The sequence below is a fragment of the Cryobacterium sp. MP_M3 genome (assembly GCF_015752155.1).
GTDB lineage: Bacteria > Actinomycetota > Actinomycetes > Actinomycetales > Microbacteriaceae > Cryobacterium.
The window spans coordinates 440,893-467,691 of sequence record NZ_JADOVI010000001.1; the positions used below are offsets into that span (position 1 = coordinate 440,893).

24 protein-coding genes are annotated in these 26,799 nt (G+C 64.6%); all 24 read left to right on the forward strand.

From position 1 onward, the window contains the following. The first annotated feature begins 25 nt into the window (after window positions 1-25). The 24 genes from IWX89_RS01955 to tuf all read left to right on the forward strand — a co-directional run bounded on the left by IWX89_RS01955 (window position 26) and on the right by tuf (window position 26,738). Window positions 26-1,570, forward strand: coding sequence for a type IV pilus twitching motility protein PilT (locus IWX89_RS01955; protein WP_196901897.1), 1,545 nt, complete (start codon window positions 26-28; stop codon window positions 1,568-1,570). Next, window positions 1,570-2,799 carry a type II secretion system F family protein gene (locus tag IWX89_RS01960; protein ID WP_196901898.1) on the forward strand — a complete coding sequence of 410 codons (1,230 nt, stop codon included), beginning with the start codon at window positions 1,570-1,572 and terminating at the stop codon, window positions 2,797-2,799. The genes IWX89_RS01955 and IWX89_RS01960 overlap by 1 nt, the downstream gene beginning before the upstream one ends. Window positions 2,800-2,992: 193 nt before the next feature. Next, window positions 2,993-3,439, forward strand: coding sequence for a type II secretion system protein (locus IWX89_RS18920; protein ID WP_196901899.1), 447 nt, complete (start codon window positions 2,993-2,995; stop codon window positions 3,437-3,439). Between the two features lie 141 nt (window positions 3,440-3,580). After that, entirely contained in the window at window positions 3,581-4,924 is a 1,344-nt protein-coding gene (locus IWX89_RS01970; RefSeq protein WP_196901900.1) for a prepilin-type N-terminal cleavage/methylation domain-containing protein, read from the forward strand. A gap of 74 nt (window positions 4,925-4,998) precedes the next feature. Beyond that, on the forward strand, window positions 4,999-5,637 hold the full coding sequence (locus IWX89_RS01975; protein ID WP_196901901.1) for a hypothetical protein: 639 nt from the start codon (window positions 4,999-5,001) through the stop codon (window positions 5,635-5,637). After that, entirely contained in the window at window positions 5,634-7,448 is a 1,815-nt protein-coding gene (locus tag IWX89_RS01980; RefSeq protein ID WP_196901902.1) for a hypothetical protein, read from the forward strand. Before IWX89_RS01975 ends, IWX89_RS01980 begins: the two co-directional genes overlap by 4 nt. Window positions 7,449-7,477: 29 nt before the next feature. Further along, entirely contained in the window at window positions 7,478-8,284 is an 807-nt protein-coding gene (locus tag IWX89_RS01985) for an A24 family peptidase (protein ID WP_196902122.1), read from the forward strand. A gap of 40 nt (window positions 8,285-8,324) precedes the next feature. Continuing rightward, a complete protein-coding gene (pilM, locus tag IWX89_RS01990; protein WP_196901903.1) occupies window positions 8,325-9,374 on the forward strand; it encodes a type IV pilus assembly protein PilM in 1,050 nt (349 codons plus the stop codon). Beyond that, on the forward strand, window positions 9,371-10,036 hold the full coding sequence (locus IWX89_RS01995; RefSeq protein ID WP_196901904.1) for a hypothetical protein: 666 nt from the start codon (window positions 9,371-9,373) through the stop codon (window positions 10,034-10,036). The genes pilM and IWX89_RS01995 overlap by 4 nt, the downstream gene beginning before the upstream one ends. A 2-nt stretch (window positions 10,037-10,038) precedes the next feature. Then, on the forward strand, window positions 10,039-10,746 hold the full coding sequence (locus IWX89_RS02000; RefSeq protein WP_196901905.1) for a hypothetical protein: 708 nt from the start codon (window positions 10,039-10,041) through the stop codon (window positions 10,744-10,746). 235 nt (window positions 10,747-10,981) lie between these two features. Further along, the gene (locus IWX89_RS02005; RefSeq protein ID WP_196901906.1) at window positions 10,982-11,989 is read left to right on the forward strand and encodes a tripartite tricarboxylate transporter TctB family protein; all 1,008 of its coding nucleotides are present in this window, start codon (window positions 10,982-10,984) and stop codon (window positions 11,987-11,989) included. 49 nt (window positions 11,990-12,038) lie between these two features. Beyond that, window positions 12,039-12,527, forward strand: a complete 489-nt coding sequence (locus tag IWX89_RS02010; protein ID WP_196901907.1) for a DUF6121 family protein — start codon at window positions 12,039-12,041, stop codon at window positions 12,525-12,527. A gap of 15 nt (window positions 12,528-12,542) precedes the next feature. Continuing rightward, on the forward strand, window positions 12,543-17,087 hold the full coding sequence (locus IWX89_RS02015) for an FtsK/SpoIIIE domain-containing protein (RefSeq protein ID WP_196901908.1): 4,545 nt from the start codon (window positions 12,543-12,545) through the stop codon (window positions 17,085-17,087). Window positions 17,088-17,139: 52 nt separating this feature from the next. Further along, window positions 17,140-17,436, forward strand: a complete 297-nt coding sequence (locus tag IWX89_RS02020) for a WXG100 family type VII secretion target (RefSeq protein WP_196901909.1) — start codon at window positions 17,140-17,142, stop codon at window positions 17,434-17,436. 74 nt (window positions 17,437-17,510) lie between these two features. Next, entirely contained in the window at window positions 17,511-17,858 is a 348-nt protein-coding gene (locus tag IWX89_RS02025) for a hypothetical protein (RefSeq protein ID WP_196901910.1), read from the forward strand. A 21-nt stretch (window positions 17,859-17,879) separates the two neighbouring features. Beyond that, the gene (locus IWX89_RS02030; protein WP_196901911.1) at window positions 17,880-19,187 is read left to right on the forward strand and encodes a hypothetical protein; all 1,308 of its coding nucleotides are present in this window, start codon (window positions 17,880-17,882) and stop codon (window positions 19,185-19,187) included. Beyond that, complete coding sequence (locus IWX89_RS02035) at window positions 19,184-19,822, forward strand: hypothetical protein (protein ID WP_196901912.1); 639 nt, start codon at window positions 19,184-19,186, stop codon at window positions 19,820-19,822. The genes IWX89_RS02030 and IWX89_RS02035 overlap by 4 nt, the downstream gene beginning before the upstream one ends. Beyond that, a complete protein-coding gene (locus IWX89_RS02040) occupies window positions 19,819-20,451 on the forward strand; it encodes a hypothetical protein (RefSeq protein WP_196901913.1) in 633 nt (210 codons plus the stop codon). Before IWX89_RS02035 ends, IWX89_RS02040 begins: the two co-directional genes overlap by 4 nt. Then, complete coding sequence (locus IWX89_RS02045) at window positions 20,438-21,292, forward strand: hypothetical protein (RefSeq protein WP_196901914.1); 855 nt, start codon at window positions 20,438-20,440, stop codon at window positions 21,290-21,292. The genes IWX89_RS02040 and IWX89_RS02045 overlap by 14 nt, the downstream gene beginning before the upstream one ends. An 85-nt stretch (window positions 21,293-21,377) precedes the next feature. Next, complete coding sequence (locus tag IWX89_RS02050; RefSeq protein WP_196901915.1) at window positions 21,378-22,031, forward strand: spermidine/putrescine ABC transporter substrate-binding protein; 654 nt, start codon at window positions 21,378-21,380, stop codon at window positions 22,029-22,031. 325 nt (window positions 22,032-22,356) lie between these two features. After that, a complete protein-coding gene (gene rpsL / locus IWX89_RS02055) occupies window positions 22,357-22,731 on the forward strand; it encodes a 30S ribosomal protein S12 (protein ID WP_055811472.1) in 375 nt (124 codons plus the stop codon). Next, entirely contained in the window at window positions 22,731-23,201 is a 471-nt protein-coding gene (rpsG, locus tag IWX89_RS02060; protein ID WP_066597688.1) for a 30S ribosomal protein S7, read from the forward strand. Before rpsL ends, rpsG begins: the two co-directional genes overlap by 1 nt. A 102-nt stretch (window positions 23,202-23,303) precedes the next feature. Next, window positions 23,304-25,418 (forward strand): elongation factor G, encoded by a 2,115-nt coding sequence (fusA, locus tag IWX89_RS02065; protein ID WP_196901916.1) that lies wholly within the window; start codon window positions 23,304-23,306, stop codon window positions 25,416-25,418. 126 nt (window positions 25,419-25,544) lie between these two features. Then, a complete protein-coding gene (gene tuf / locus IWX89_RS02070; RefSeq protein ID WP_196901917.1) occupies window positions 25,545-26,738 on the forward strand; it encodes an elongation factor Tu in 1,194 nt (397 codons plus the stop codon). Window positions 26,739-26,799: the final 61 nt, after the last annotated feature.

The following is a 26,799-nucleotide window of genomic DNA, read 5'->3' on the forward strand; positions in this document are numbered from 1 at the left end:
CGCGCATGCCGAAGGGGATAACTGCATGGACAAGCCGATTTATGAGATTCCAGCGATCAAACCGGGGGAGAGCGTCTCCTGGTGGGACCCGGCCCCGGTCGACGAGTCCAGCCGCACCGTCGTCGACGCGGATGACGACGCGCTCGTCGACGCTGACCAGCAGGGCACGGAGCAGTTCGACGCGCTGCGCGACCCGTCGGCGCAACCGCGCACCTCGCAGTACGACACGCTCCTGATCGACACCGGAGAACCCCAGACCGTGCCGCTCACGGTGCCCACGCCGGCATCCGGTGTGGACGGCCTCTATCAGCCCGGGTCGCGCCACGTGCCCACGGGCCGCCGCGCCGCCATCGCGGCCGAGCCGGCCGACGACACCGTGCCCGTGCGCCAGCCGGCCCCGGTGCACATCGGCCCCGACGGCCGCCAGGCCGACCCCGACCTGATCGAAGCGCTCACTCTGGTGCTCGAGCTCGAGGCCTCCGACCTGCACATCACTGTCGGCGCACCGCCGACCATCCGGATGGACGGAGCCCTGCGGCCGATCGAGGGCCTCGACGTCTGGATGCCGGAGAAGGTCAACGCGGCCCTCTACAGCATCATCTCCATCGGCGACCGGGTGCGGTTCGACGAGGAACGTGAACTCGACTTCGCCTACACCGCGGCGGGCGCCCGGTTCCGGGTGAACTTCTACCACCAGCGCAACTCGATCGGTGCCGCGTTCCGGCTGATCCCGCGCGAGATCAAGCCGCTCAAGACCCTCGGCGTTCCCGAGTCGGTCGGCAAGTTCTCTCTCCTGCCCCGTGGCCTCGTGCTCGTCACCGGACCCACCGGCTCCGGCAAGTCGACGACTCTCGCCGCGATGGTCGACCTGGCCAACAGCACCCGCCCCGACCACATCGTCACGGTCGAGGACCCGATCGAGTTTCTGCACAAGCACAAGAAGTCCCTGGTGAACCAGCGCGAGGTCGGTCACGACACCCACAGCTTCGCTGCCGCGCTCAAGCACGTGCTGCGCCAGGACCCCGACATCATCCTGATCGGCGAGCTCCGCGACCTCGAGACCATCTCGGTGGCACTGACCGCCGCCGAGACCGGCCACCTCGTCTTCGCCACCCTGCACACGCAGGATGCCGCCCAGACCATCGACCGCATGATCGACGTGTTCCCGCCGCACCAGCAGGGCCAGATCCGCACCCAGCTCGCCGCCACTCTCCGCGGTGTGGTCTGCCAGACCCTCGTCAAGAAGGCCAACGACAAGGGCCGAGTGGTCGCCACCGAGATCCTCGTGACGACCCCGGCCATCGCCAACCTGATCCGCGAGGGCAAGACGCACCAGATCACGTCGATGATGCAGGCCGGCGGCGCTGAGGGCATGCACACCATGGACCAGCACCTGGCCGACCTCGTCGACTCCGGTCAGATCACTCGTCAGGCGGCCATGGACAAGGCCCACGACGTGGAAAGCCTGGCCCAGCTGATCAAGCGCGCCGACACCTCTATGGACGCGTCCTCCCGCACCATGGGCAGCGGCGGCATCGACTACGGCGACACCTACTCGAGCGGACGCTGATGGCAACCGCACAGGCCTGGGCCTACGTCGGCCGCGATGCCAAGGGCAAGACGGTCAAGGGCAAGCTGGATGCCTCCAACGAGGGAGCCGTCGCGTCCCGCCTCAGTTCGATGGGCATCTCACCGACCTCGATCAAGGAGTCCGCGGAGGGGACCGGCCTGAACCGTGAGATCTCGATTCCCGGCTTCACCAAGGGCGTCGGGCTGAAAGACCTTGCAATCATGAGCCGCCAGATGGCGACCATGATCGGGTCCGGCCTGTCGCTGCTCCGCACCCTGAACATCCTCGCCGAGCAGACCGAGAACAAGCCGCTCGCGAAGATCCTCAAGCAGGTACGCGACGACGTCGAGACCGGTGTGTCGATCTCGGAGTCGTTCGCCAAGCATGGTGAGTCGTTCCCGCCGATCATGATCAACATGGTGCGCGCCGGCGAGACCGGAGGATTTCTGGATCGTGCGCTGGAGTCGATTGCCGTCAACTTCGAAAAGGAAGTGAAACTCCGCGGCACCATCAAATCGGCGATGACCTACCCAGTCATCGTGCTGATCATGTCGCTCGTCTCTGTCATGATCATGCTCATCTTCATCGTCCCAATTTTCGAGAACATGTTTTCGGGGCTAGGCGGAGGACTCCCTCTCCCTACTCAGATTCTCGTGGACGTCTCGCACTCGATGGTCTACATCGTGCCGGTGCTCGTCGTGGCCATCGTGATCTTCAGCGTCTGGTGGCGGAAGAACAAGAACACGGAACGCGTTCGCAAGGCCCTTGACCCCATCAAACTCAAGATCCCGGTGTTCGGTTCATTGTTGAAGAAGATCGCCGTCGCCCGATTCAGCCGCAACTTCGCGAATATGATCGGCGCAGGCGTGCCGATTCTGCAGGCGCTGAAAATCGTTGGCGAAACCTCGGGTAACTGGGTCATCGAGAATGCCTTGACCAAGGTTGGCGAGTCTGTGCGCCAGGGACAGTCGATTTCGGCGCCACTTCTCGCGCAGCCCGTCTTCCCGCCCATGGTCACTCAGATGATCGCGGTCGGTGAAGACGCAGGCTCGCTCGAGACGATGCTCACGAAGATCGCCGATTTCTATGACCAGGAGGTGGAGTCCTCGACTGAGCAACTGACAGCCGCCATCGAGCCGCTCATGATCGCATTCCTCGGCGTGGTCATCGGCGGCATGGTCATTGCCCTCTACATGCCGATCTTCAGCCTCGCCGGCGCTATCAAATAACGACACGCTCACGGCCGTTGGATCGCCCGTACCAGTCAGACCGCCTGTGTGACTGGTGTGACACATGTTGCCCCCAGCATTGGGGGCGCGATTTCGCAAAATACCCCTCCTTGTTGGGTCGTGGCTGAAAAATACCTGCGAATATTATAAAAGTCCGATCGGGCCCGACGGCCAGTTCACTGACAACTATGGAATGGAAACCACCGTGCTCTCTCGCAGCCTCGCAGCCCTCAACCGCCGCCGCACCAACCCCGACGAAAACCAGAAGGGCTTCACTCTGATCGAGCTCCTCGTCGTCGTCATCATCATCGGCATCCTCGCCGCGATCGCCGTCCCGGTCTACCTGGGCGTGCAGAGCAGCGCGAAAGACTCGGCTGTGAAGGCCGACCTCGACAACCTCAAGACCGCCGCAATTGCGTTCCAGACCAGCAGCCCGACGCAGGCGATGCCGACTTCGGTTGGCGACCTTGCCACAACCGTGACCCCAAGTGCTTCAAACTACACGTCCATCCCGAAGCTCACGGCATCCGGCACGGGAGCGGCTGCGACTTTCAAGATCGTGGCACAAGGGTCGAACGGTAACTGGTGGAAGGTTTCCGACAGGACGCCCGTCACTGCGGCAGTGGCTGGCGACTACTAGCCCAAGAGGCTGAAGGTTCCGGAGAGTGGAGCGTGAACTTGCGCTCCACTCTTTTGGGCAACAGGGCGCTGTCATTTGGCTTTGACGATCGCCGACGCATTGCTCGGGACATCTTGGACTAGGTGACGGAAGGGTTGAGCATTGGAACAGAACTGCACGCCAATAGCGGGACCGCACCGCGAAGCCGGCCTATCCCTCATCGAGATCATGGTAGCCATGATGATCTTTTCGATGATCGCATTGGGCGTGGGCTACGCCCTTGTCTCCACTCTGACGATCGCAAGGGACAACAAGTCCCGCGAGATCGCTGCGAGTATCGCAGCTTCCGAGATCGATAGCGCGCGTGCCATCGGCAACCCGTTCTCCGTTCTTGATGTCGCTGCCCATGTCGTCACCACGACCGCCGCGGAAACGTACACGGTCACTCGAAAGACCGCTTGGGTGACCCCGACGGGTTCGGCTTCGACGTGTGGCGCTGGTGGCGGCGCGCTGCAATACAAACGCGTCACGGTTACCGTTTCCTGGCCAAAAATGAGGTCGACCGACCCGGTTACGAGCGACACCCTGCTCGCCCCAAGCACCCGCATCAATGACCCGAGCAAGGGTACCCTCCTGATTTCCGTGCTCGATTCCCGGGGGCTCGGTAAGTCCGGAATCACCTTCACAGCGATCTCCTCGGCTGGTTCCTTGGTGACTACGCCCACGGATGCCGACGGGTGCAGCTTTGTCCTGCAGGCGCCGGCGGGCAGCTATACCGTCAAGCTCACCAACACGGGAATGGTCGATTCGACTCAGGCAGCCAATCCCTCGATCACGCAAACGGTCACGGTTGGCACGTCCGCATCGTTCCCGTTCCAATACGACACTGCTGCCGGCTTCAACATAAAGTACGCGTCGAACATCCCGATTCCACAACCGAAGATCCCGACGAACCTCGACTATTCCTTCATCAATAGCTACGGTGTTTTTCCGCTGACTGCCACCGCCAACCACGTCGACCTGCATCCATACACCACGGGCTACCAGGCCGTCGCCGGCAAGTTCTCGGCGACCGGATGCCCCTCCGTCGACCCTGAGGCATGGGCTCCGGACACGCGGGTGTCTCCGTCTCTCGTTGGCGTGCGCCAGCCGGTGACTCCCGCGACACCGGGGGTGACCACAAATATCAATGTGCCGATGGGCGGTCTGGTTCTGACGGGGGGAACTGAGCAGTACCTGACCGCCGTATCTCAGTCGGCAACTCCGATTCCGGGTGAGCCATCGTGCCTGACGTCACCGGCAACCACAATGACCTATGCCTTCGGCAATATCGTGCCCGCATCCGGCACCGTTCGGATCGCCCTGCCCTATGGCGCATGGAAGCTTTACACCAGTGCCAGCCCCACGGGAACACTCGCGATCCTTCCTGCTGCTCGTGTTCAATCGCTTCTCACTGTCGGACTGCCACCTGATGTCAACGGGCTCTTCGCCTTGGATGCGCGATGAGGTCACGTGGAGTATTGTCTCGAGGGCATTCTTCGTCAGAGTCTGGTCTGAGCCTCGTCGAACTGCTCGTCAGCATGATGTTGCTTGGCCTGATCCTGGCGATGCTGACCGGTCTCTACCTAAGCGCCACGCGATCCGTTTCCTTTGGGCAGTCCATGGACGGCAGCACTCGGGTGGCGTCGAATGCGGCCAATGAACTCAGCCAGGTCATGAGGTTCGCCACGACTCTCAAGGTCACCGGGGTGACGGCCGCGAGTCCGGCATTCGTCGCGGCGGGACGAGAGAGCGTGACCTTCTACAGCAATGTGGACGTCAACGCGATGACGAGTGTTGCCCTTCTGCCTGCCAGGCCAACCCGGGTCATGTTCGCGATCGATCCCACGAGCAGGGCGCTGATCGAGAGCCGGTGGACGGCGAGCGCGGCGGGGACCGCCTGGGTGTTTGCTGGGACGGCCTCCACGGCGAACTCGATTCTGAATCTGGGTGCCAGCTACGTGGCTCCTGGCGCCGGCGCTCCACTCTTCAGCTACTTCGACACCAGTGGAGTTGCGATTGCCACACCTGCGACGGGCAGTATGCCCGCGGCCGATCTCGCGAGGATCGGCTCAGTTCTCCTCACAATTAGCGTCCAAGGAACCAGCGGTAGTTCTGCCGGACCAGTCATCGTGGAAAACACGGTCGTGCTCCCCAACCTAGTGGCGGTGTCTCCATGATCAAACGGCGCTTCGGACCCTTCGCCAGGGTCCATAAGGACGAGGGCGGAGTCGCGCTTGTGGCCGTCATCGGCCTGTCCATCGTGATGCTCCTCCTGGCTGCGACTGCTCTCAGCTTCTCCACGAGCGGCATGGTCAAGGCGCGCACCGATCAGGACTGGAATGCAGCCCTTTCAGCAGCGTATGCCGGGGTCGATGAATACGCGAGCAGGTTGTCAAACGACAGTACGTACCAGAAGTTCGGAAACCCGGCTGCGCCCTTCACCCTTGCCACGGGTAGTTCCACCACGACAAGTCTTCCCGCAACAGGTAACGAGAACGCTGCCTTCGGCATCGGTAGTTCTGGCACTTGGGGAGGAGTAGCGGGGACATCTGGGCGGGCATCCTTCCGCTACGAAGTGGACAATTCTCTGTACTCGATGTCGGGAATCGTCCGAATCCGGTCGACGGGGAAAGTCGGCCAGGTCACACGGAGTGTTGTAGCGAACCTCAAACAGAAGGGCTTCATCGACTTCCTGTATTTCACTGACTACGAGATCATGGACCCGGACATTACGGGCAGCACGACCTGCGGCACTGCGCAGGTCAGCTACGCCCCTCACAACTCGAACTGCACGGAGATTCAATTCGCGTCGGCGGACGTGCTCAATGGCCCGGTGCATTCCAATGACCGTATGCGTATCTGCGGGTCAACATTCAGCCAGGGGGTGACGACAAACACCACACTCAGCCCGAATTTCGTCAACACGTGCGCAAGCGATCCCATCGTGTGGGGAGTAGCCGGCGCGGTGGGACCGACCTATTCGGCGAAGATATCGCTGCCTCCGACGAATCAAAACATGAAGAATGAAACCCGCCAGGACCTACCGATCGATGTGCCGCGACCGGGATGCATGTATACCGGGCCGACATCGATCACGTTTGATGCCACGGGAAACATGAGGGTCGTGTCGCCGTGGACCAAGTTCACGAGACCATCCTTGACCGTTGGCATTGCGAGCCAGAACCCGGCGGAATGTGGCTCTCTGGCCGCCTTGAATTCGACGACCGGTGCGCTGGTAACAGTCCCTGATCAGAATCTGATCTTCGTTCAGAACGTGCAGAACGCCGGCGATCCGAACTATTGGGCATCAGGCACGACACCTGCCAACTTCACCTGCACGGGGAGCGGCGGCACCCAGGGATGGTCGTACGGCTCACCTGTTGTCACGCAATATCCGATCGTCGGTGAGACGGTTCCCGTTACCTCGACGTCCGCAATGCCTGCCTATCAGTGTCGACGGGGCGACGCCTACGTGAAGGGTGTTGTCAACGGCGCCGTCACCGTGGCTGCAGAGAATTTCGTATACGTCACCGGCAACATCACCTACGCAGATCCAGCTTCCGACGTTCTTGGGCTTGTCGGCAATGGAGCCGTCTGGGTCTGGAATCCGATGACGGCGTGCTCGGGCTCAGGGTCTTCACGGACCTGCACGACAACGACTACGGCGGCAGCTCCTCCCCTGGGGAATCGGGCGATCAATGCCGCGATCCTGTCGGTTGGTCACACTTTTCAGGTGCAGAACTACGAAGTCGGTGCGCAGCACGGGATCCTCACCGTCCTCGGGGCCATCGCTCAGACCTATCGCGGGACAGTCGGGACGAACGGGGGCAGCGGCTCAACCGGATTCACCAAGAACTACAGCTATGACACGCGCCTGAGATCGACGGCCCCGCCGAAGTTCCTTGCCCCGACGTCCACTACCTACGGCGTCACTCAGTACGTGGATGTTGCGTCGGCGTTCAAAGCGGATGGGACCACGATTCCGTGAGTCCTTCGGTTGATGGCGCCATTGCCGGAATGCTCGTTGTGTTGGCCGGGATCTTTGGCCTGGTGGTTGGATCTTTCCTGAACGTCGTCATTTACAGGGTGCCGAACGGGCTGTCCGTTGTGTCGCCACCGAGCGCGTGCCCACGCTGTGGTGCGGCAATCAGCCCGCGGGACAACGTTCCGGTCCTGTCCTGGTTGATTCTGGGTGGGAAATGTCGCTCATGCAAGGTCGCCATTGCGACGCGCTATCCCCTGGTTGAGTTGGGGACCGCACTGGCGTTTGCGGGGGTTACGGCCTGGGTGGTCGGTCTGCAGGCCGGGACCAATCCGATTCAAACGGTCCTGACGCTCCTTGCCTTTCTTTATCTTGCGGCCATCAGCATCGCGCTCGCGCTCATAGACCTGGACGTCCATCGGCTGCCGAACTCGATTGTCCTGCCGAGTTACGCGGTCGGCGGGGTGTTGCTCGGGACTTCCGGAATCCTTGGTGGCGACCTTGCGGCACTGCTCCGGGTTGGCATCGGCATGGCCATCTTGTGGGTCGCCTACCTTCTCATGGCGGTGGCATATCCCGGCGGCATGGGTTTTGGTGATGTTAAGCTCGCGGGCGTGCTCGGCATGTTCCTCGGCTACCTGGGCTGGGGTGAACTGGCGGTCGGCGCGTTCTCTGCGTTTCTGCTCGGCGGCGTCTTCGCACTGGGTCTCGTGGTCGCACGCCGCGCAAATCGAAAGAGCGGCATCCCATTCGGACCATGGATGTTGGCGGGAGCGTGGGTCGGGATCTTCTTTGGCGCCGCAGTGTGGGACGGTTACCTGAACCTACTTGGAGTGGCATAGCAATGCACCAGTTCGGAAGCAGCAGTGAGGGAGCGGACACGTGGCAACGAGCGTCGTAGGAATCGATATCGGCAGCAGTTCTCTGCGCGCGGTGGAAGTGGGAGGCCAGGGCAAGTCCAAGCCCACCCTCCTGCGTTATTTCGAAGTTCCGCTGCCCGAAGGAGCGGTCAACAGTGGCGAGGTCATTGAACCCAACACCGTTGCTGCGGCCTTGAAACACCTCTGGACCGCGGGCGGGTTCAAATCCAAGGACGTGATTCTCGGGATGGGTAATCAGCGCGTACTCGCGCGTGATCTGACCGTTCCGAAGATGTCGCTTGCACGCATCCGGGAATCGCTCCCGTTCGAAGTGCAGGAGATGCTTCCGGTTCCCGTCGCCGAGGCCGTGCTCGACTTCTACCCCATCGCAGAGACTGTGGGCGAAAACGGCCCGATGGTGCGTGGCCTCCTGATTGCAGCCGTCAAGCAGGCCGTGCTCGCGAACGTCAACGCAACCCAACTGGCGGGCCTCACCACTGTGGATGTCGATCTGATTCCGTTCGCCCTCAGCCGGGTATTGCTGTCCCGACCGGGTGTGCGCGGAACCGTGGCCCTCGTCGACATCGGCGGAAGCACCACGAGCGTCGTGATTGCATCGGACGGCGTTCCCCAGTTCGTGCGCATCATTGCGACTGGCGGAGACGACATCACCCAGGCGCTACTTCGCGATCTCGGGCCTGAGGGCGAGCCCGCCGATGCGGTCAAGCGCCGGCTTGGACTTGCGACCGGGTCGGTCGCCGTCGAAGACAAACGCGCGGTCGAGATCATCTACCGGATCGCCAGTGAACAACTCAACAGCCTTCGGAACACCATCAACTACTTCGTCAACACCCGCCCGTCGGATGCCGTGCACAGCATCGTGTTGAGTGGGGGAGGGGCTCAATTGCGCGGTTTGCCTGAGGCACTGGCTGAAATGACTCGCCTCGCCGTGGAGGTGGGCGACCCGTTCTCGACCGTGACGCTGGCCAAGAACATCAATGCCGAGGAGATCAAGAACTTCAGTTCAGCCCTCACCGTGGCACTGGGGCTCGCTCTGGGGCGTGTGGCATGATCCGGGCCGCGAAGAACGACGTTCTGGTGATGGGCGGGGAACCACGTGTTGACCTGCTCCCGCCGGAAGTACACAAGGAACGCGCGGCGAGAGTGGTACGTCGGCGGTTGGGTCTCGGCGTCGTCGGCGTCGTCGCCGTCATGCTCGTGGCAGGTGGCGCAGCGACGGCGCTATCGGTCCAGGCGCAGTTTCAGCTTGCCTACGAGCAATCACTGACCCCCGGACTCGTGGCCGAGCAGTCGAAGTACGTGGAAGTGCGCACGATCCAGGGCGAGGTCAACAAAGTCGAGGCCGCCCAACAGGTTGGCGTGTCGACCGAGATCGACTGGAAGAAATACCTTGAGGGCGTACAGGCCATCCTGCCGACCAGCGTGACGATCGAGACCGTGGCGGTGGACTCGGCCACGCCCCTCGCTATCTACACCCAGCCGACCGCTCCGCTCCAGGGGCCCCGCGTGGCGACGGTGACGTTCACGGCCAAAAGCCCCGTGCTCCCGGACGTACCCACCTGGCTGACGTCCCTGGCAACCCTGCCCGGCTTCGCGGATGCCCTCCCGGGTTCGGTGACACTGGAAGAAAACACTGGTGTCTACACGGTGAATATCACCATGCACGTGGACGATGCCGCTTATGCGCAGCGTTTCGTCGCTGAGGGGAAGTAATCGTGAACAAGAACAGGCTCTGGGTTATCGCCTCCGTACTCGTCATGGTGTTGGTGCTGGTGCTGGGAGTCGTGGTGGGGATCCAACCGCAGCTTGCAGCGACCGCTGCCGCCAATGAGCAGCGAGCCAGCGTTGAAGCATCGAACGCAGGGCAAGCAGCTGTGCTCGCCCAGTTGAAAAAGGACTACGCGGGGATCGACAAGCTCAAGGAGGAGTTGGCGCCACTGAGCGATTCCGTGCCGCAGGGCACCGAAATGCCCGCTTTCGTGAACCAGCTTGACGCCCTCGCCGGCGCATCGCAGGTGACTCTGACCGGCATCACTGTCGCCGATGCCGTCCCGTACGCACCCGTCGCTGCTCCAGCCGTCGCGCCAGTGGTGACAGGAGGCGCGACCCCGGCACCCACTCCCACACCCGCACCCACACCGGCGCCGAGCGCTACGGCTCCTGCAGCCGGTGTTCCCCCCGTAACAAATCCACAGATCACGGCCGAGAATTTTGCGTCTTTGGCAGTCAGTATCTCGGTCTCGGGCAGCTACGGGAATGCCCTGAACTTCGTGAACGGGCTCCAAACAGGCAAGCGGCTCTTCCTGGTTTCCGGGCTCAGGACGACACCGGGAGACACTCCCGGAATAGTCACCGCAACGATCACCGGCCTCGTCTACGTGCTCGTCCCTCCGGCCACGGCCTCCACGACCGCGGCCAAGTAACCCGGGGCGTTTCGATATCTACCGTTTCGGTCGAAACCGACCGGTGTGCTGGTCGGGTTCGACCGAAACGGCAGATGTCGGCGGTGGAATGAGCGGCGAGGGTGGAGTGGGCACGTAGGCGCGACCCGCCCGGCGCCGCCACCAGACTCTGCGCCGCGCTTCACCGGCGCGTCGCACGTGCGTTGCTATGGTTACTGCAGAGAACTACGGCCGCCAGGCCCGTGAGGAGTGCAGCATGAGCGACACCACGCCCAACGACGGCAACATCAACCCCGACACGGATGCCTCGGCAACCACCCCCGGACGCCACGAGACCGGCCCCGTCGGCCTCGACGCCGAAACGGCCCGCCGCGAGGCCGACGCCCGCGACGGCGCGGCACCGGCGGCATCCGCCCACCCTGCCGGGCAGACCAACCCAGAGCAGGCCCACCCGGGCGACCCGATCGGCGAGCCGATCTCCTACGACGCACCCGACTCCGCCGCCACCCAGGCGTACGCGCCCGCGCCGGTCTCCGCCGACTCGGTCAAGCGCGACACCTACGTGCCGGCCGCCACGGTCGGGACTGGAGCGGCCACGCTCGCCAGCGACGACGCGCCCACCCGCGAACAGCCGGCCTCGTACACCCAGCCGGTCGCGCCGACCCAGGCCGCCGCGCCGGTGAACACCACCGTGGCGCCGCCGGTCTACATCCAGGCGCCCACCGCACCGAAGTACAAGGGCAACCGTGGCGCCGGCATCCTGATCGCGCTGCTCGGCACCGCCGTCTTCGCCGCGCTCTACGCTCTCGTCGCCCTGGCGCTTTCCGGTATCGGCAGCGGCTCGCTCGCCGACACCACGGCCAAGTTCACCGACTTCATCGTGCTGCCGATCTTCTACGTGCCGGTGATCTTCTTCTTCGTCGCCTTCGCCCTGCTGGTCGCGATCGTCAACCGCGGCGGCTGGTGGGCCTACGTGCTCTTCGGCTTCCTCGTGGCCGTCGTGGTCTACTTCTCCTACATCGGGGCGGCCCTGCTCAGCGTGCAGGCGTGGAACTTCACCCCCGACGAGGCCTACCGGTTCATCAGCCAGCAGTGGCTGAACCCCGGTGCGATCGCCGCCGCTGTCGTGGCCCGCGAGGTGCCGATCTGGACCGGCGCCTGGATCGCCCGCCGCGGCCGCTCGGTCACCGCGCGCAACGCCACCACCAAGGCGGAGTACGATCGCCTGCTCGCCGACGGACCGCAGGGCATCCGCTCCAACTAACCGAGATGAGGCGCAGGCGGGGCTGCGCAAGACGCGGACAGGGGGAGCGATGCGTGATTACCAGAAGTACGCGACGGTCGTCGCGGTCTTCGCGGCGGTGCTCTACGCCGCGCTGATCGTGGCGGCCTTCGGCATGATCAGCCTCGCCACGAACCTCGACGTGATCAGCGAACCGGACGCCGGCCCGCTCGTCGGCCCCAGCATGGCAGCCGTCGCCGTGCTGCTGGTTTTCGTGCTCATGCTCACGCTCGGCGTGGCCACCCGGCCAGACCGGCAGCGCGTCGCCGTCGGCTACTCCTTCGCGGCCGGGATCGCCGCGTTCGGCATCTTCATCGTCACCGGCGCGATTCTCTACGCGGCGGGCGACGGACAGCCCTTCCACGTGCTCACCTTCAGCGCGGCGATGCTGCTCAGCCCGTTCTCCCTGGCCACCGGCATCCTCGCCGTCGTCGTCACGCTGGCCTACTCCTGGCTGCTCGCCTCGCGCGTGGGCGAGCACGGCCGCCCGCTCTGGCCGTGGGAACGCCGCGATGACTAGTTCGGATGTAAACGCATGCGCCTGAAACTCACCTTCGTTCGCCCGTCCGGCTCCTCGAGCGACATCGTCGTCACAGCGGATGCCGCGGCGACCATCTCCGAGATCGCGACCACCATCAGCCGAGTGGATTCTGAGGTGCCTCACTCTGCCGAGCGCAACCTCACCCTCCGGGCCACCCTGCCCGGTCAGGGCAACCCGCTCATGTTGCCGCCGGATGCCCCGGTCGGCGAGGCGTGGATCGGCTCCGGCGCATCCGTGAGCCTGGCCGACGCAGGCGTCATGTACCAGGCGCCGTCGCAGGTGAAGTCGCACGCCGTCGCCACCCTGCGCGTCATCAACGGCCAGGATGCCGGGCGCGAGTTCCCGCTCTCCGCCGGGAGCTTCGTGCTCGGCCGCGACCCGACCTGCGACATCGTTCTCGACGACAACCTGGTCTCCAAGAAGCACGCCCGCCTCGAGGTCGCTGACGCCGTAGAGGTCATCGATCTCGGTTCTGCCAACGGCGTGGTCGTCGACGGCGGCATCGTCGGGCGCGTGCGCATCGCGAAGGCGGAGCGCCTTCTGCTCGGCGACTCCGAGGTGGAGATCAGCATGATCGCCGGAGCCTCGGCGGATACCGCGCCGAAACCTGGCCCGATCTTCTTCAACCGGTCGCCGAAGGTGGAGACGCGCTACACGGGCCAGGAGTTCAACGCGCCCGACGTGCCCGCGGAAAAGGACGAGCAGCCGTTCCCCCTGCTTGCCATGATCACCCCGCTGCTGATGGGCGGCGCGATGTTCGCCCTCACCCGCCAGCCCTACACGCTGATCTTCTGTTTGATGTCCCCGATCATGCTGATCGGTAACTTTATGACGTCCAAGTCGCGGGAAAAGCAGCGGATGAAGAAGGCCGTGGCCAGGTTCGAAGCGCGGCTTGAGGTGCTGGCCACGCGTCTGGCCACCGAGCAGGTTCGAGAGCGCGACCTGCGCCTCGGCGAGTCGCCATCCACGCTCGATGCCTACGACGACGCCGGGCGGCGCGGCCCGCTCCTCTGGACCAGGCGCCCTGAGCACTGGTCCTTCCTGAACGTGCGGCTCGGCGTGGGAACCATGAACTCCCGCAACTCGGTCGCGGAGAACCGCACGGGGGAGATGCTGCCCCAGTTCCAGGAGAAGCTCGACGCCGTCGTCGAGGCGAACCGCCGGATCGAGGGCGTGCCGCTGATCGACAACCTCTTCGATTCCGGCGCACTGGGCCTGGCCGGCTCGCCCGACCAGGCGATGGGCTCGATCAACTCGGTCCTGGTGCAGCTCACCGCGCTGCACTCGCCCGCCGAACTCGTGGTGGCCTCGCTGGTGACCCCTCGATGGTCGCGCGAACTGGGGTGGCTCAAGTGGATGCCGCACACCTCGTCGCCGCACAGCCCGATCGCCGGCAGCCACCTCGCCGACAGCGCGGCGAGCGGGGCGTCCGTGCTCGCCAGCATCGAGGAGGTCATCGCTCAGCGCCTCGCCAGGGCGAAGTCCGCGAGGCGCCGCGGCGCCATGGTGCAGGACGACGCCGCCCTGGAACGCGGCGCAGAGGTCGGATCCGCGAAGACCGTGCAGGGCACACCGGCGCCGATCCCGGCGATCGTACTGCTCATCTCCGACGACGTCGCCGTCGACCGGGCCCGGCTCGTGCAGCTGGCTGAGGTCGCCGCCGACGCCGGCGTCTACCCGATCTGGATCGCCCCCACCGTCGCCGACCTGCCGGCCGTCTGCCGCACCTACCTCGCCCTGGGCGACGAGCCGGGCAGCGCCACCGTCGGTTTTGTGCGCCTCGGCGAGACGATCACCGATGTCGTCACCGAGCAGGTCGACTCGGCAACGGCCCTCGACTTCGCCAAGCGGATGGCCCCGGTCATCGACGCCGGCGCCCTCGTCGCGGACTCCAGCGACCTGCCCCGCACCGTGTCGCTCGTGACCTTGCTCGGCCACGACATGGTCGAGACCAGCGCCGCCGTGATCGACCGCTGGCAGCAGAACACGTCGATCCACGACCGCAGCGGAGGCAAGCCCAAGCCCCGCCGGGCCGGCAAGCTGCGCGCCATCATCGGTTCGGCGGGCGTCGACCCGATGCACCTCGACCTGCGCACCCAGGGGCCGCACGCGCTGGTGGGCGGCACGACCGGCGCGGGCAAGAGCGAATTCCTCCAGGCCTGGGTGCTCGGCATGGCCGCCGAGTACAGCCCCGACCGGGTCACCTTCCTCTTCGTCGACTACAAGGGCGGCTCCGCCTTCGCCGACTGCGTCACCCTGCCGCACTGCGTCGGTCTGGTCACCGACCTGAGCCCGCACCTCGTGCGCCGGGCCCTGACCAGCCTCCGCGCCGAACTGCACCACCGGGAGCACCTGCTCAACCGCAAGAAGGCCAAGGACCTGCTCGAGCTGGAGAAGCGCGGCGACCCCGACAGCCCACCGGCCCTGGTGCTCGTCATCGACGAATTCGCGGCCCTGGCCACCGAAGTCCCCGAGTTCGTCGACGGCGTCGTCGACATCGCCCAGCGCGGCCGCTCCCTCGGCATCCACCTGATCATGGCCACCCAACGGCCGGCCGGCGTGATCAAGGACAACCTGCGCGCCAACACGCCGCTGCGGATCGCCCTGCGGATGGCCGACGAGTCCGACAGCACCGACGTCATCGGCACCAAGGACGCCTCGCACTTCGACCCGGGCATCCCCGGCCGCGGAGTCGCCAAGACCGGCCCCGGCCGGCTGCAGCAGTTCCAGTCCGCCTACGCCGGCGGGTGGACCAGCCGCGAACCCGACCGCGCCGGGATCGACGTCGCCGAGCTCCGGTTCGGGGCGGAGAGCAAGTGGGAGGACCCGAGCGCCCACGGCCACGTCGACGAAGACCGCGACCTCGGCCCCACCGACCAGCAGCGGCTGGTGACCACGATCGTCGCGGCGGCAGCATCCGCGAAGATCCCCGACCCCCGTCGTCCCTGGCTCGACGAGCTGGCCCCCGCCTACGACCTCGTCAAACTCCGCCAGCGCACCGACTCCGAGCTTCTGCTCGGGGTGTCAGACCTCCCGCACCGCCAGGAACAGCAGGCCGTGTACTTCCGCCCGGATGCCGACGGTCACGTGGCCATCTTCGGCACCGGCGGCTCCGGCAAGAGCGCACTGCTGCGCACGCTTGCCGGCGCGGCGGGAATCACGCCGCGCGGCGGGCCGGTCCAGGTGTACGGGCTCGACTTCGGCACCGGCAGCCTCCGGATGCTCGAGGACCTCCCGCACGTCGGATCGATCATCGCCGGGGACGACTCGGAACGCATCGTTCGGCTGTTCCGCCGGCTCAAGTCGGTCCTCGAGGAACGCGGCCCGCGTTACGCGGAGGCCAACGCGTCGAACATCGCCGACTACCGCCAGCTCACCGGCAAGCGCGACGAGCCGCGCATCCTTCTCCTCATCGACGGCTATCCGGCCTTCCGGGAAGAATGGGAATCCACGAGCGGACGCATGCCCTGGTACGGCGTCTTCAAGGACATCCTCACCGACGGACGCCAGCTGGGCATCCACGTCGCGTTGACCGCCGACCGGTCAGGGGCGATCCCCACGTCGATCGGGTCGAGCATCCAGAAACGAATCGTGCTGCGCCTGGCCGACGAGGGTGGCTATGGGATGCTCGATGTTCCCTCCGACATCCTCAGCTCGAAATCGACCGCGGGCCGCGCGATTGTCGACGGGATGGAGACCCAGATCGCGATCCTCGGCGGGTCGAGTGCGCTTGCCGATCAGTCGACCGCGACCAAGCTCCTCGCCGAGTCGATGCGCCGCGCGGGCGTGACGGCGGTTCCGGAGATCGGCTCGATGCCCACCGAGTACTCTCCGCTCGAGCTGCCGGACGCGCTCGACGGCAAGCCGGTTCTGGGAGTGAGCGATGTGGATCTCGGCCCGTACGCCTTCGACCCGTCCGGGGTCATGCTCGTCGCAGGGCCGCCCGCGAGCGGCCGGACGACGGCGTTGCGCGCGCTCACGCAGGCGTACGGCCGGGCACGCCCGGCGGCGAGACAGTACTACCTGGGCAATTCCCGGTCACCCCTGGCGCAGGGCGGCTGGTGGGCCGGAACCGCCACGACGATCGAGGAGGTCGCGGCCCTGGCCAGGGACCTGGCCGCGGCCGTCGCCGACCCCGACACGGAGGGAAGCATCGTGGTGATCGTGGAGACCATCTCCGACTTCCTGCAAACCCCGGCCGAGACACCGCTGACCGAACTCGTGAAGGCGGTCAAGCGCAGCGACCATACCTTCATCGCCGAAAGTGAGACGTCGACCTGGAGTTCGTCCTGGGGCCTCTTCAGCGAGATCAAGACCGTGCGGCGGGGACTCCTCCTGCAGCCGGACTACACGGAGGGCGAGTTCCTGCTGAAGACACCGCTGCCGCGCTCCAACCGGGCGGAATTTCCGCCGGGCAGAGGTGTCTTCGTCTCGCGCGGGAAGTTCGTGCGGGTGCAACTGCCCCTGCCGCTGCCCGAAATGGAAACGCCCATGGGTAGTCGTGCCCATCGAGCGGTCTCGGCAATCCCGATAGGTTGAGAACAGTCGGTCGGCTCATGGGGGTTGGCCTCGATGTTTGAAGGAGTATTTCATGGCGAACATGAACGTAACGTACGACGAGATGACCACTGCCTCGAACAACCTGAAGACGGGCCAGGGGCAGATCGAAGACACCCTCGTGCGCCTCAGGGGACTTGTTGAGGGCCTGATCAGCCAGGGCTTCCAGACGGACCGTGCCTCGGGGCAGTTCGGAACGTCCTACCAGAGCATGGACAAGGGCCTCAACGAAGCCCTGGCCGGCATCTCCGGCATGGCCGACTTCCTGGTGCAGGCGCGCGACGCCATCCAGGGCGTCGACGACCAGCTCGGCTCCGGGCTGGCCGGCTAGTCGCCAACTGAATTCGTGGGCTCGGCCGGCCTGCCGGACGCGGCCGGCCGAGCACACCGGGGGAGGAGAATTCGATGTCTGACATCGTCATTCAGATGCACTTGCTTGAGCAGTTGGAGAAGGATCTGCTCGATATCGCGACCGAGTACAGCAATGCCGACACATTCACCGGGGAGATGGCTGATGTGGTCGGACACGACGGTTTGGGGGAGCGCGTGCGTGAGTTCTCACACAGCTGGAACGACCGGCGCAAGAACATGACCGAACAGGTCACGGCACTGCACGAGCAGGTCAAGGCCATTCGGGATGCGTTCACTCAGGTGGATGCGGAACTCGGCAAGGCCCTCGTCGAGGCCGCCGAAGACAACAAAGACAGTGGAATCGGGCCGGGTGCCGGTTCTCCGGGTCACCGCGTTGTCTAGGGGAATCGAGCGAGGAACACGATGAGCAACAGGGATACTGCGTTCAACAACCTGACCGGCGACGCCGACGTTGTGCTGGCCAAGGCCCGCCGCTACGAGGAACTCGGGCTGGCCATCGCCCGCTCGGTGACGACGCTCCATCGCATCTCCGAGGCCGACGAGAACAAGAGCAAGGCCGTTGCCGCGCTGAAGGAATCTGCTGAGAATGTTGCGCGGGACATCGGCAAGGCCCAGGAACGCTACAGCCTTACGGCAACAGCCCTGATCGCTTATTCGGGCAAGCTCAAGACGGCCCAGGACGACGCGGTCACCGCGATCTCCACCATTTCGCAGGCAGAAGGCGAAGTCTCCGCAGCCCGCACGAACAAGACGCAGGCCGATCAAAAGGCCGAAGCGGCCGGCGACGACCAGGCGGTCAACCAGAAGGCCGCCGAGAACATGGCGGACCGTTACGACACCCGGGTGCACGAACTCGGCGTCGCCCAGGGACTCTGGCACGCCGCCAGGGAGGCGAAGGATGCTGCCGCGAAGTCGACCGCGGATGACATCAATGACGTTGTCACCGGTGACGTGGGCGACAAGCTCAATGACTCTCGCTGGGACGACTTGGGCTCGGTCCTGGACGCGATCAAAGTAGTCTGCGAATGGGCGGGCGTGCTGGCGATCTTCCTCTCGTGGGTCCCCATCTTGGGTGCGGTTCTGGTCGGTCTGGCCCTGCTGGGCGCGGTGATCGCGCTCATTGACGCCAGCGTCAAACTCCAGCGGGGTGAAGGCAGCCTCAGCGACGTGATTTTTGCGGCGGTGGGAGTAGCACTAGCCGCGTTCGGCGGCAAACTGGTCACGTACCTTGCCAAGGCCGCGAAGGCCAAGTCGGCCGGGGCGCTCGCATTCCGGGCGTCGAAATCGAAGGGCCTCTATGCAGGCCAGTTCAAGAAGGTCTTCGGCGTGACGAAGACCGCCGCACGAGCCGAACTGAAGAGCCTCACGAGTTTCAAGGGCGCCGCAAAGGAAATCTTCCAGAGCCCGTTCGAATCCAAACTCGGCACCGGAACCAATCTCGCCGAGAAGTGGCTCGCCGGGGCCAAGACGGAAGGTCTTGCCGCCCTCAAAAACCCGCTCAAGCTCAAGTCCGTCGACATGCCCTGGGGAGACCTGACCGCGGGGGCGAAGGTCACCCTTGTGGTGCTGGATGCCAGGCAGGTGGGCGGTTCGATAGAGAAGCTGATGAATGATCCCGGCAACCTGAACACAGAGGGAGACATCAAACTGAGACCGGAAAGCCTGCTGAAAGTCGCGTCCAACGGCGTCGAAGGCCTGGTCACACGGTGACTGCCGGTGTCAGGGGGCTGCAGATCGTCGACTACGACTTCGACGTGCCGTCCAATTTCTATGCCGTGCCGCTCGACCCGGCGGAAAGCGTGGATTCGAAGCGCTGGGCCGAGAGCGTCGTCGCCGACGTCGCCCTGCGCGACGCGAATCCGGGTGCCACCGGAGACTTCGTCGACGAATTGGCCGAGCTTCGCACCCGACTTCTGGGCCAGCGGAATCCGTGGCTCACTGCAGCGGTCTCGGTGCGGCCCGAGAAATACCTGACCATCGGTGCCGTTCTCACCGTGCAGCAACTCGCGATGGACGACGACGATGGGCCAGCGGCCTATGAGCGGATAGCCCGGGAGGAATCCACTCGGATGCGCCCCGGGGCGCGGTCACGCGACCTGGAACTCTGGCGCGCCGACATCCCCGCCGGCGAGGTCGTGGGACTGTTCCAGCGAATCGAATTCACCGAACTTGGTGAGGCCGAGGGCCGACTATCCGAGCGCACCGTCTTCGCGGTGTTCCCCGTGGGGTCGAGGGAGATGCTCCAATTCGCCTTCACCTGCGATGACTTCGGGGCCTTCGCCAGCATGCGTGAAGAAACCCAGGCGATCGTCGAAACACTCCACATCGTGACGGAGGCACTATGACCAGGCAAGTGGCCATGCGTGCCGCCGACATTTCGATGGTGCTGCCCGGCTCGTGGGCGAACATTCCCGTCAGCGAGGAGCCCCTCTCCGAACGTATTATTGCGGGCCTCGTCATCCGACAGGTCGGTCGGGAGGACCGACTGGCGAGGGTGAGGCGTGAGGTGAAGCTCCAACTGCGGGATGTGGTCGCCCGGGCTCGTGCCGCTGGGGCGTTCCAAGTTGCCCTCTCGCTGGAGATTCTGCCCGGGATCCCGTTTCCTGCTGCGATGGTGCTCGATTTTGTGCCGTGGAACGGGGAGAGTCCGCAGCCGGAGCGCCAGGCCGCCATGCTCCAGGACATGCTCCCGGCGGCGGAAGTCTTCACTCTGGAATGCGGCATCGTGGCGCGCACCTGGCGCGTCGTAGAGATCCAGCCCGGACGGGAGACGATCCCCGATACGAAGCTCGAGTACCTCCTGCCGACCCCGGCGGGTGACCAGCTGCTGCACATCGTGGCGGACACCCCGGTCGAATGCGATCCGGAGATGATCGTCGCGCTCTTCGACGCCATCGTCGACTCGATTCGGTGGCGGGAATCGGCTGTCGCCGCAGATGACGAGCCGGCCGGAGGCTCAAATGGCAACCCCTAGCCGCACTCCGGCCTCGCCGGCCAAGCGTAAGAGTGACTCACAACCGCCCCGCATACCCAGCCCCCGTCTGTTCTACGTCGCCGGTGGTCTGCTCGGTGCCGCCGCCGCAGCCCTGTTCATCTGGCTGTATCTGGTCGGGTTGAGCGGTTCGCGCATGGTCGAGCTTCTGCCATTTGTGGGAAAAGACTTCAACTACCCTTCCTTGCCCGGGGTGATTCTGCTTTTCACCGGGGTGGCACTCTTCTTCGGGGAGATGTTCCGCCGGGGCCGTCTGTCGCAGCGCCGGCGCACTTTTTTGCAGGGAGGGTCCGTCGGATTGGAGATGAGCCCGACGCCCTTGAGGTACGCCCTGTTGTGGATGCTTCTGCCCGTCGTCGTGTACCTCCTGCTCATCCCGCTGGCGGTACACGCCGAAACGAGTGGAAGCGCGTGGGGTACCACGGTCCGCGGCGCCTCAGAGGACTTCTGGACCCTGCTTTCCCTGTATGGATTCCTGGCCGCCGGCTGTGTGGGCGTCTTCCTCGCATCGCTGCTCAAGCGCGCGACGTATCGTCGGCTGGCCGCCCGCGGCACGATCCCGACCGGCGGCGCCCGCACGTTCTGGCGCCTCACGGCCACCCAGTGGCGTCTGGAAACCTGGTTCTCCTTCATCAGCCTTGGCCTGTTCGGCGTTCTTCCGCTGCTCTGGCACGACGCCCTCGCCGGAGAGAAGCCCCTCGACGATGCTGCTCTGGCGGACATGACCGGCATCGCCGCGGCCTGTGCCGCGCTCGCCGTCATCACCGTGCTGAACGCGTGGCGTTCGGGGGACCCCTACGGGTTCGCCGAGTCTGTCGCCTAGGGCGAGCATCGGGCCGGGGATGGGCCGGGGACTGGCCGGGAATTCACCGGCCGCGAGGCAGCCCGAGAGAGTATCCTTAACGTCCATGGACGGATCCATCGAGTCACGCGTCAGCCATGAGGTTGACAACTGGTTGCGTTGGCTCCCGCGTTGGCGCCCGGGCACGCACCGCAGCCGCGCCCGCCTCTGCCGCACCTGCTTCGGCTCGCCGGTCATCGTCGCCGCCGGTCTGGCCACGGATGTCCCGCACGCCGTGCAGCACGCCCTCGCCATGCGCGTGAAGCTCGTCATCGACGCCGCAGTCGACGAATATACCGAGCGAAACCTGCCCCTGCTCAGCCGCGAGATCCACCTGAACGAAGAGCGCAAGGCGGCCGCGAGCTACCACCCCACCGAGGGCCTCGACCCCGAGTACAAGGGCCTGGACCTCGACCCGCCCGCCACGGCCGACGCGCCCTACCTGTTCACCTTCGCCGAGCTGGCCCGGCCCGACCAGGCCGCTGCCGCCGCATCCGCTCCGCCGCCACTCACTGCGGAGGAGAAGACGGCCATCCGCACCGAGTTGAAGCTCGCCGATGAGCACGCGGCCCTGATCGGCAGCCGGGTCTGCGCCGAGCTGTTCCGGCACCGTGAGCGGATGCGCCAGGCCGTAGCCGACTATGTCGAACCCTGGGTGCTGGCCCTCCTCGCCGACCTCGACACGGCGCTCGATTCGCCGCTCTGGCCGCGCAGCATCTGAACAACGGCTGAACGAACCCGTCAGACCCCGTAACCCATTTGACCGGGCCGCCACTGCCGAGTTAGTATTTCGAGGTGTGCGCTTTGTCGTGCGCTTGAGTCATGCCACCGCGATACCCTCGTGCTGCACCTTAGGCGCGTCCGGTTCGGCACTCACTCAGGGTTTGCTCACCGAGCAGCCCCCACGGCATACCCACCAAATCACACGGAATTCATTGCGTGTGTGCCGGCGGGTCCAGATGAACTCGAGTCGGCCGGGAAACCGAATGATTCGAATGCTAACCATCAATGAGCTGTCACCGTGCAGCAAAAACAAGGAGTAATTAGTGCCCACCATTCAGCAGTTGGTCAGAAAGGGACGCAGCCCCAAGGTCACCAAGACCAAGGCTCCCGCCCTGAAGTCCAACCCCCAGCAGCGCGGCGTTTGCACCCGTGTCTACACGACCACCCCGAAGAAGCCGAACTCGGCTCTCCGCAAGGTCGCCCGCGTCAAGCTGTCGAACGGCACAGAGGTCACCGCCTACATCCCCGGCGAGGGTCACAACCTGCAGGAGCACTCGATGGTGCTCGTCCGCGGCGGTCGTGTTAAGGACCTCCCCGGTGTTCGATACAAGATCGTTCGCGGCGCACTGGACACCCAGGCCGTCAAGAACCGCAAGCAGGCTCGTAGCCGCTACGGCGCCAAGATGGAGAAGAAGTAATGCCTCGTAAAGGCCCAGCGCCCAAGCGTCCCGTTATCGCTGACCCGGTATACGGCGCCCCCATCGTTTCCCAGCTCGTCAACAAGATCCTCCTCGACGGCAAGAAGGGCCTCGCCGAGCGCATCGTTTACGATGCACTCGAAGGCGTCGTTGCCAAGAACGGTGCGGATGCTGTTGTCACGCTGAAGAAGGCACTCGACAACGTGCGCCCCACCCTCGAGGTGCGTTCGCGCCGCGTCGGTGGTTCCACCTACCAGGTTCCGGTTGAAGTCAAGCCGCACCGCGCCAACACACTGGCCCTCCGCTGGTTGACCAGCTACGCCAAGGCTCGTCGCGAGAAGACCATGACCGAGCGTCTCACCAACGAGATCCTCGACGCATCCAACGGCCTCGGTGCCGCTGTGAAGCGCCGCGAGGACACGCACAAGATGGCCGAGGCGAACAAGGCCTTCGCTCACTACCGCTGGTAGTCGTCCGCCGCTGGTCGAGCTTGTCGAGACCATGGTCTCGACAAGCTCGACCAGCGAACGCCTGTTCAACCTCATCTTTTACAAAACTTCCGGAGGACCCCCGTGGCACTTGACGTGCTCACCGACCTGAGTAAGGTCCGCAACATCGGCATCATGGCTCACATTGATGCTGGCAAGACCACCGTCACTGAGCGCATCCTGTACTACACGGGTGTCAATCACAAGATCGGTGAGACGCACGACGGCGCCTCGACGATGGACTGGATGGCGCAGGAGCAGGAACGTGGCATCACCATCACGTCTGCCGCGACGACCTGTTTCTGGGCTGAGAACCAGATCAACATCATCGACACCCCCGGCCACGTTGACTTCACCGTCGAGGTGGAGCGTTCGCTCCGCGTCCTCGACGGCGCGGTCGCAGTGTTCGACGGCAAGGAGGGCGTTGAGCCTCAGTCCGAGACCGTCTGGCGCCAGGCCGACAAGTACGACGTGCCCCGCATCTGCTTCGTCAACAAGATGGACAAGCTCGGCGCCGACTTCTTCTACACCGTCGACACGATCGTCAAGCGCCTCGGCGCGAAGCCGCTCGTCATCCAGCTGCCGATCGGCGCCGAGAACACCTTCGAAGGTGTTGTCGACCTCGTCGAGATGCGTGCACTGACCTGGCGCGGCGACTCCAAGGGTGACGTCGAGATGGGCTCCAAGTACGCCATCGAAGAAATCCCGGCCGACCTCGTCGACCAGGCCGCCTCCTACCGCAAGCTCCTCCTCGAGACCGTCGCCGAGACCGACGACGACCTCATGGAGAAGTACTTCTCCGGCGAAGAGCTGACCGTCGCCGAGATCAAGGGCGCCATTCGCAAGCTCACGGTCAACAGCGAGATCTACCCGGTCCTCTGCGGCTCGGCGTTCAAGAACCGCGGCGTTCAGCCGATGCTCGACGCCGTCATCGACTACCTCCCCACCCCGCTCGACGTGCCCGCCATTGAGGCGCACGACCCGCGTGACGAGGAGAAGGTCATCATGCGCCACCCGGATGCGACCGAGCCGTTCACGGCTCTCGCGTTCAAGGTTGCCGTGCACCCGTTCTTCGGTCGTCTGACCTACGTTCGCGTGTACTCCGGCCACCTCGACTCCGGCGCCCAGGTCATCAACTCGACCAAGGGCAAGAAGGAGCGCATCGGCAAGATCTTCCAGATGCACGCCAACAAGGAGAACCCGGTGGCCTTCGTGACTGCCGGTCACATCTACGCGGTCATCGGCCTCAAGGACACCACCACCGGCGACACCCTGTGCGACCCGAACAACCAGGTCGTGCTCGAGTCGATGACGTTCCCTGACCCGGTCATCGAGGTTGCGATCGAGCCGAAGACCAAGCAGGACCAGGAAAAGCTGGGTCTCGCGATCCAGAAGCTGGCCGAAGAAGACCCGACCTTCCGCACCGAGCAGAACCAGGAAACTGGTCAGACGGTCATCAAGGGAATGGGCGAACTGCACCTGGACATCCTGGTCGACCGGATGCGGCGTGAATTCAACGTCGAAGCCAACGTCGGCAAGCCCCAGGTCGCATACCGCGAGACCATCCGCAGGGCGGTCGAGCGTCACGACTACACGCACAAGAAGCAGACAGGTGGATCCGGGCAGTTCGCGAAGATTCAGATCGCGATCGAGCCGCTCGAGATCACGGCCGAGAAGAGCTACGAGTTCGTAAACAAGGTCACGGGTGGCCGCATCCCCAGGGAGTACATCCCCTCGGTGGACGCAGGAATCCAGGATGCGCTGCACGTTGGCGTCCTGGCCGGCTACCCGATGGTCGGCGTCAAGGCAAGCCTGCTTGACGGCGCCGCACACGACGTCGACTCCTCGGAGATGGCGTTCAAGATTGCCGGATCGATGGGCTTCAAAGAAGCCGTTCGTAAGGCAGACCCGGTTCTGCTCGAGCCGTTGATGAGTGTCGAAGTACGCACCCCTGAGGAATACATGGGTGACGTAATCGGCGACCTCAACTCGCGCCGCGGTCAGATCCAAACCATGGAGGACGCAAGCGGTGTGAAGGTAATTCGCGCCCATGTTCCACTTTCGGAGATGTTCGGCTACATCGGCGACCTGAGGTCCAAGACCTCCGGCCGCGCCGTGTACTCGATGACTTTCGAGAGCTATGCGGAGGTCCCGAGGGCTGTAGCCGAAGAGATCATCCAGAAGAACAAGGGCGAATAGCCTGGGGCCTTCGGGCCCAAATCGCTTAGGCCTCCCGGCCCGAGTAGCATAAGTACACAAATCCAGCAGGTTCACCGGCCGCAAACCAGCGGGCGGTGAAGCCGAGAGTCCTGAGGAGGACCCACAGTGGCCAAGGCCAAGTTCGAGCGGACCAAGCCGCACGTAAACATCGGAACGATCGGTCACGTTGACCACGGAAAGACCACGCTGACTGCAGCGATCTCCAAGGTCCTGGCCGACACGTACCCGTCCACGACGAACGTTCAGCGCGACTTCGCGTCGATCGACTCGGCTCCGGAAGAACGCCAGCGCGGCATCACGATCAACATCTCGCATGTTGAGTACGAGACCGAGAAGCGTCACTATGCGCACGTTGACGCACCGGGCCACGCTGACTACATCAAGAACATGATCACCGGTGCTGCCCAGATGGACGGCGCGATCCTCGTGGTTGCCGCCACCGACGGCCCGATGGCTCAGACCCGTGAGCACGTTCTGCTCGCGAAGCAGGTCGGCGTGCCGTCCCTGCTCGTCGCACTGAACAAGTCCGACATGGTTGACGACGAAGAGATCCTTGAGCTCGTCGAGCTCGAGGTTCGCGAACTCCTCACCGCGCAGGGCTTCGACGGCGACAACGCTCCCGTCGTTCGCGTTTCCGCGCTCAAGGCCCTGGAAGGCGACCCGAAGTGGGTCGGCAACATCCTCGAGCTGATGACGGCTGTCGACGAGTACTTCCCGGAGCCCGTCCGCGACAAGGACAAGCCCTTCCTGATGCCGATCGAGGACGTCTTCACGATCACCGGTCGTGGAACCGTCGTCACCGGCCGCGCCGAGCGTGGAACCCTCAAGATCAACTCCGAGGTCGAGGTTGTCGGCATCCGCCCGACCATCAAGACCACGGTCACTGGTATCGAGATGTTCCACAAGCAGCTCGACGAGGCATGGGCCGGCGAGAACTGTGGTCTTCTTCTTCGTGGCACCAAGCGCGAAGACGTTGAGCGCGGCCAGGTCGTCGTCAAGCCGGGTTCGGTCACGCCGCACACCGACTTCGAGGGCACCGCGTACATCCTGTCAAAGGAAGAGGGCGGCCGTCACAACCCGTTCTACGCGAACTACCGCCCGCAGTTCTACTTCCGCACCACGGACGTCACCGGCGTCATCACGCTGCCTGAGGGCACCGAGATGGTCATGCCCGGCGACACCACCGACATGAACGTCGCGCTGATCCAGCCGATCGCCATGGAAGAGGGCCTCGGCTTCGCTATTCGTGAAGGTGGCCGCACCGTCGGCGCCGGAACGGTGACGAAGATCATCAAGTAGTTCCCTTCGCCGCCTGGTCACCTCGGTGATCGAGCGTGTCGAGATCAGGGGTCGGTCCTTC

Excerpts from the sequence above, each read along its gene's own strand:
- IWX89_RS01955 (WP_196901897.1), top strand. The coding sequence starts at position 26 with ATGGACAAGCCGATTTATGAGATTCCAGCGATCAAACCGGGGGAGAGC.
- IWX89_RS01960 (WP_196901898.1), top strand. The coding sequence starts at position 1,570 with ATGGCAACCGCACAGGCCTGGGCCTACGTCGGCCGCGATGCCAAGGGC.
- IWX89_RS18920 (WP_196901899.1), top strand. The coding sequence starts at position 2,993 with ATGGAAACCACCGTGCTCTCTCGCAGCCTCGCAGCCCTCAACCGCCGC.
- IWX89_RS01975 (WP_196901901.1), top strand. The coding sequence starts at position 4,999 with ATGATGTTGCTTGGCCTGATCCTGGCGATGCTGACCGGTCTCTACCTA.
- IWX89_RS01980 (WP_196901902.1), top strand. The coding sequence starts at position 5,634 with ATGATCAAACGGCGCTTCGGACCCTTCGCCAGGGTCCATAAGGACGAG.
- IWX89_RS01985 (WP_196902122.1), top strand. The coding sequence starts at position 7,478 with ATGCTCGTTGTGTTGGCCGGGATCTTTGGCCTGGTGGTTGGATCTTTC.
- IWX89_RS01995 (WP_196901904.1), top strand. The coding sequence starts at position 9,371 with ATGATCCGGGCCGCGAAGAACGACGTTCTGGTGATGGGCGGGGAACCA.
- IWX89_RS02005 (WP_196901906.1), top strand. The coding sequence starts at position 10,982 with ATGAGCGACACCACGCCCAACGACGGCAACATCAACCCCGACACGGAT.
- IWX89_RS02010 (WP_196901907.1), top strand. The coding sequence starts at position 12,039 with ATGCGTGATTACCAGAAGTACGCGACGGTCGTCGCGGTCTTCGCGGCG.
- IWX89_RS02015 (WP_196901908.1), top strand. The coding sequence starts at position 12,543 with ATGCGCCTGAAACTCACCTTCGTTCGCCCGTCCGGCTCCTCGAGCGAC.
- IWX89_RS02020 (WP_196901909.1), top strand. The coding sequence starts at position 17,140 with ATGGCGAACATGAACGTAACGTACGACGAGATGACCACTGCCTCGAAC.
- IWX89_RS02025 (WP_196901910.1), top strand. The coding sequence starts at position 17,511 with ATGTCTGACATCGTCATTCAGATGCACTTGCTTGAGCAGTTGGAGAAG.
- IWX89_RS02030 (WP_196901911.1), top strand. The coding sequence starts at position 17,880 with ATGAGCAACAGGGATACTGCGTTCAACAACCTGACCGGCGACGCCGAC.
- IWX89_RS02040 (WP_196901913.1), top strand. The coding sequence starts at position 19,819 with ATGACCAGGCAAGTGGCCATGCGTGCCGCCGACATTTCGATGGTGCTG.
- IWX89_RS02045 (WP_196901914.1), top strand. The coding sequence starts at position 20,438 with ATGGCAACCCCTAGCCGCACTCCGGCCTCGCCGGCCAAGCGTAAGAGT.
- IWX89_RS02050 (WP_196901915.1), top strand. The coding sequence starts at position 21,378 with ATGGACGGATCCATCGAGTCACGCGTCAGCCATGAGGTTGACAACTGG.
- rpsG (WP_066597688.1), top strand. The coding sequence starts at position 22,731 with ATGCCTCGTAAAGGCCCAGCGCCCAAGCGTCCCGTTATCGCTGACCCG.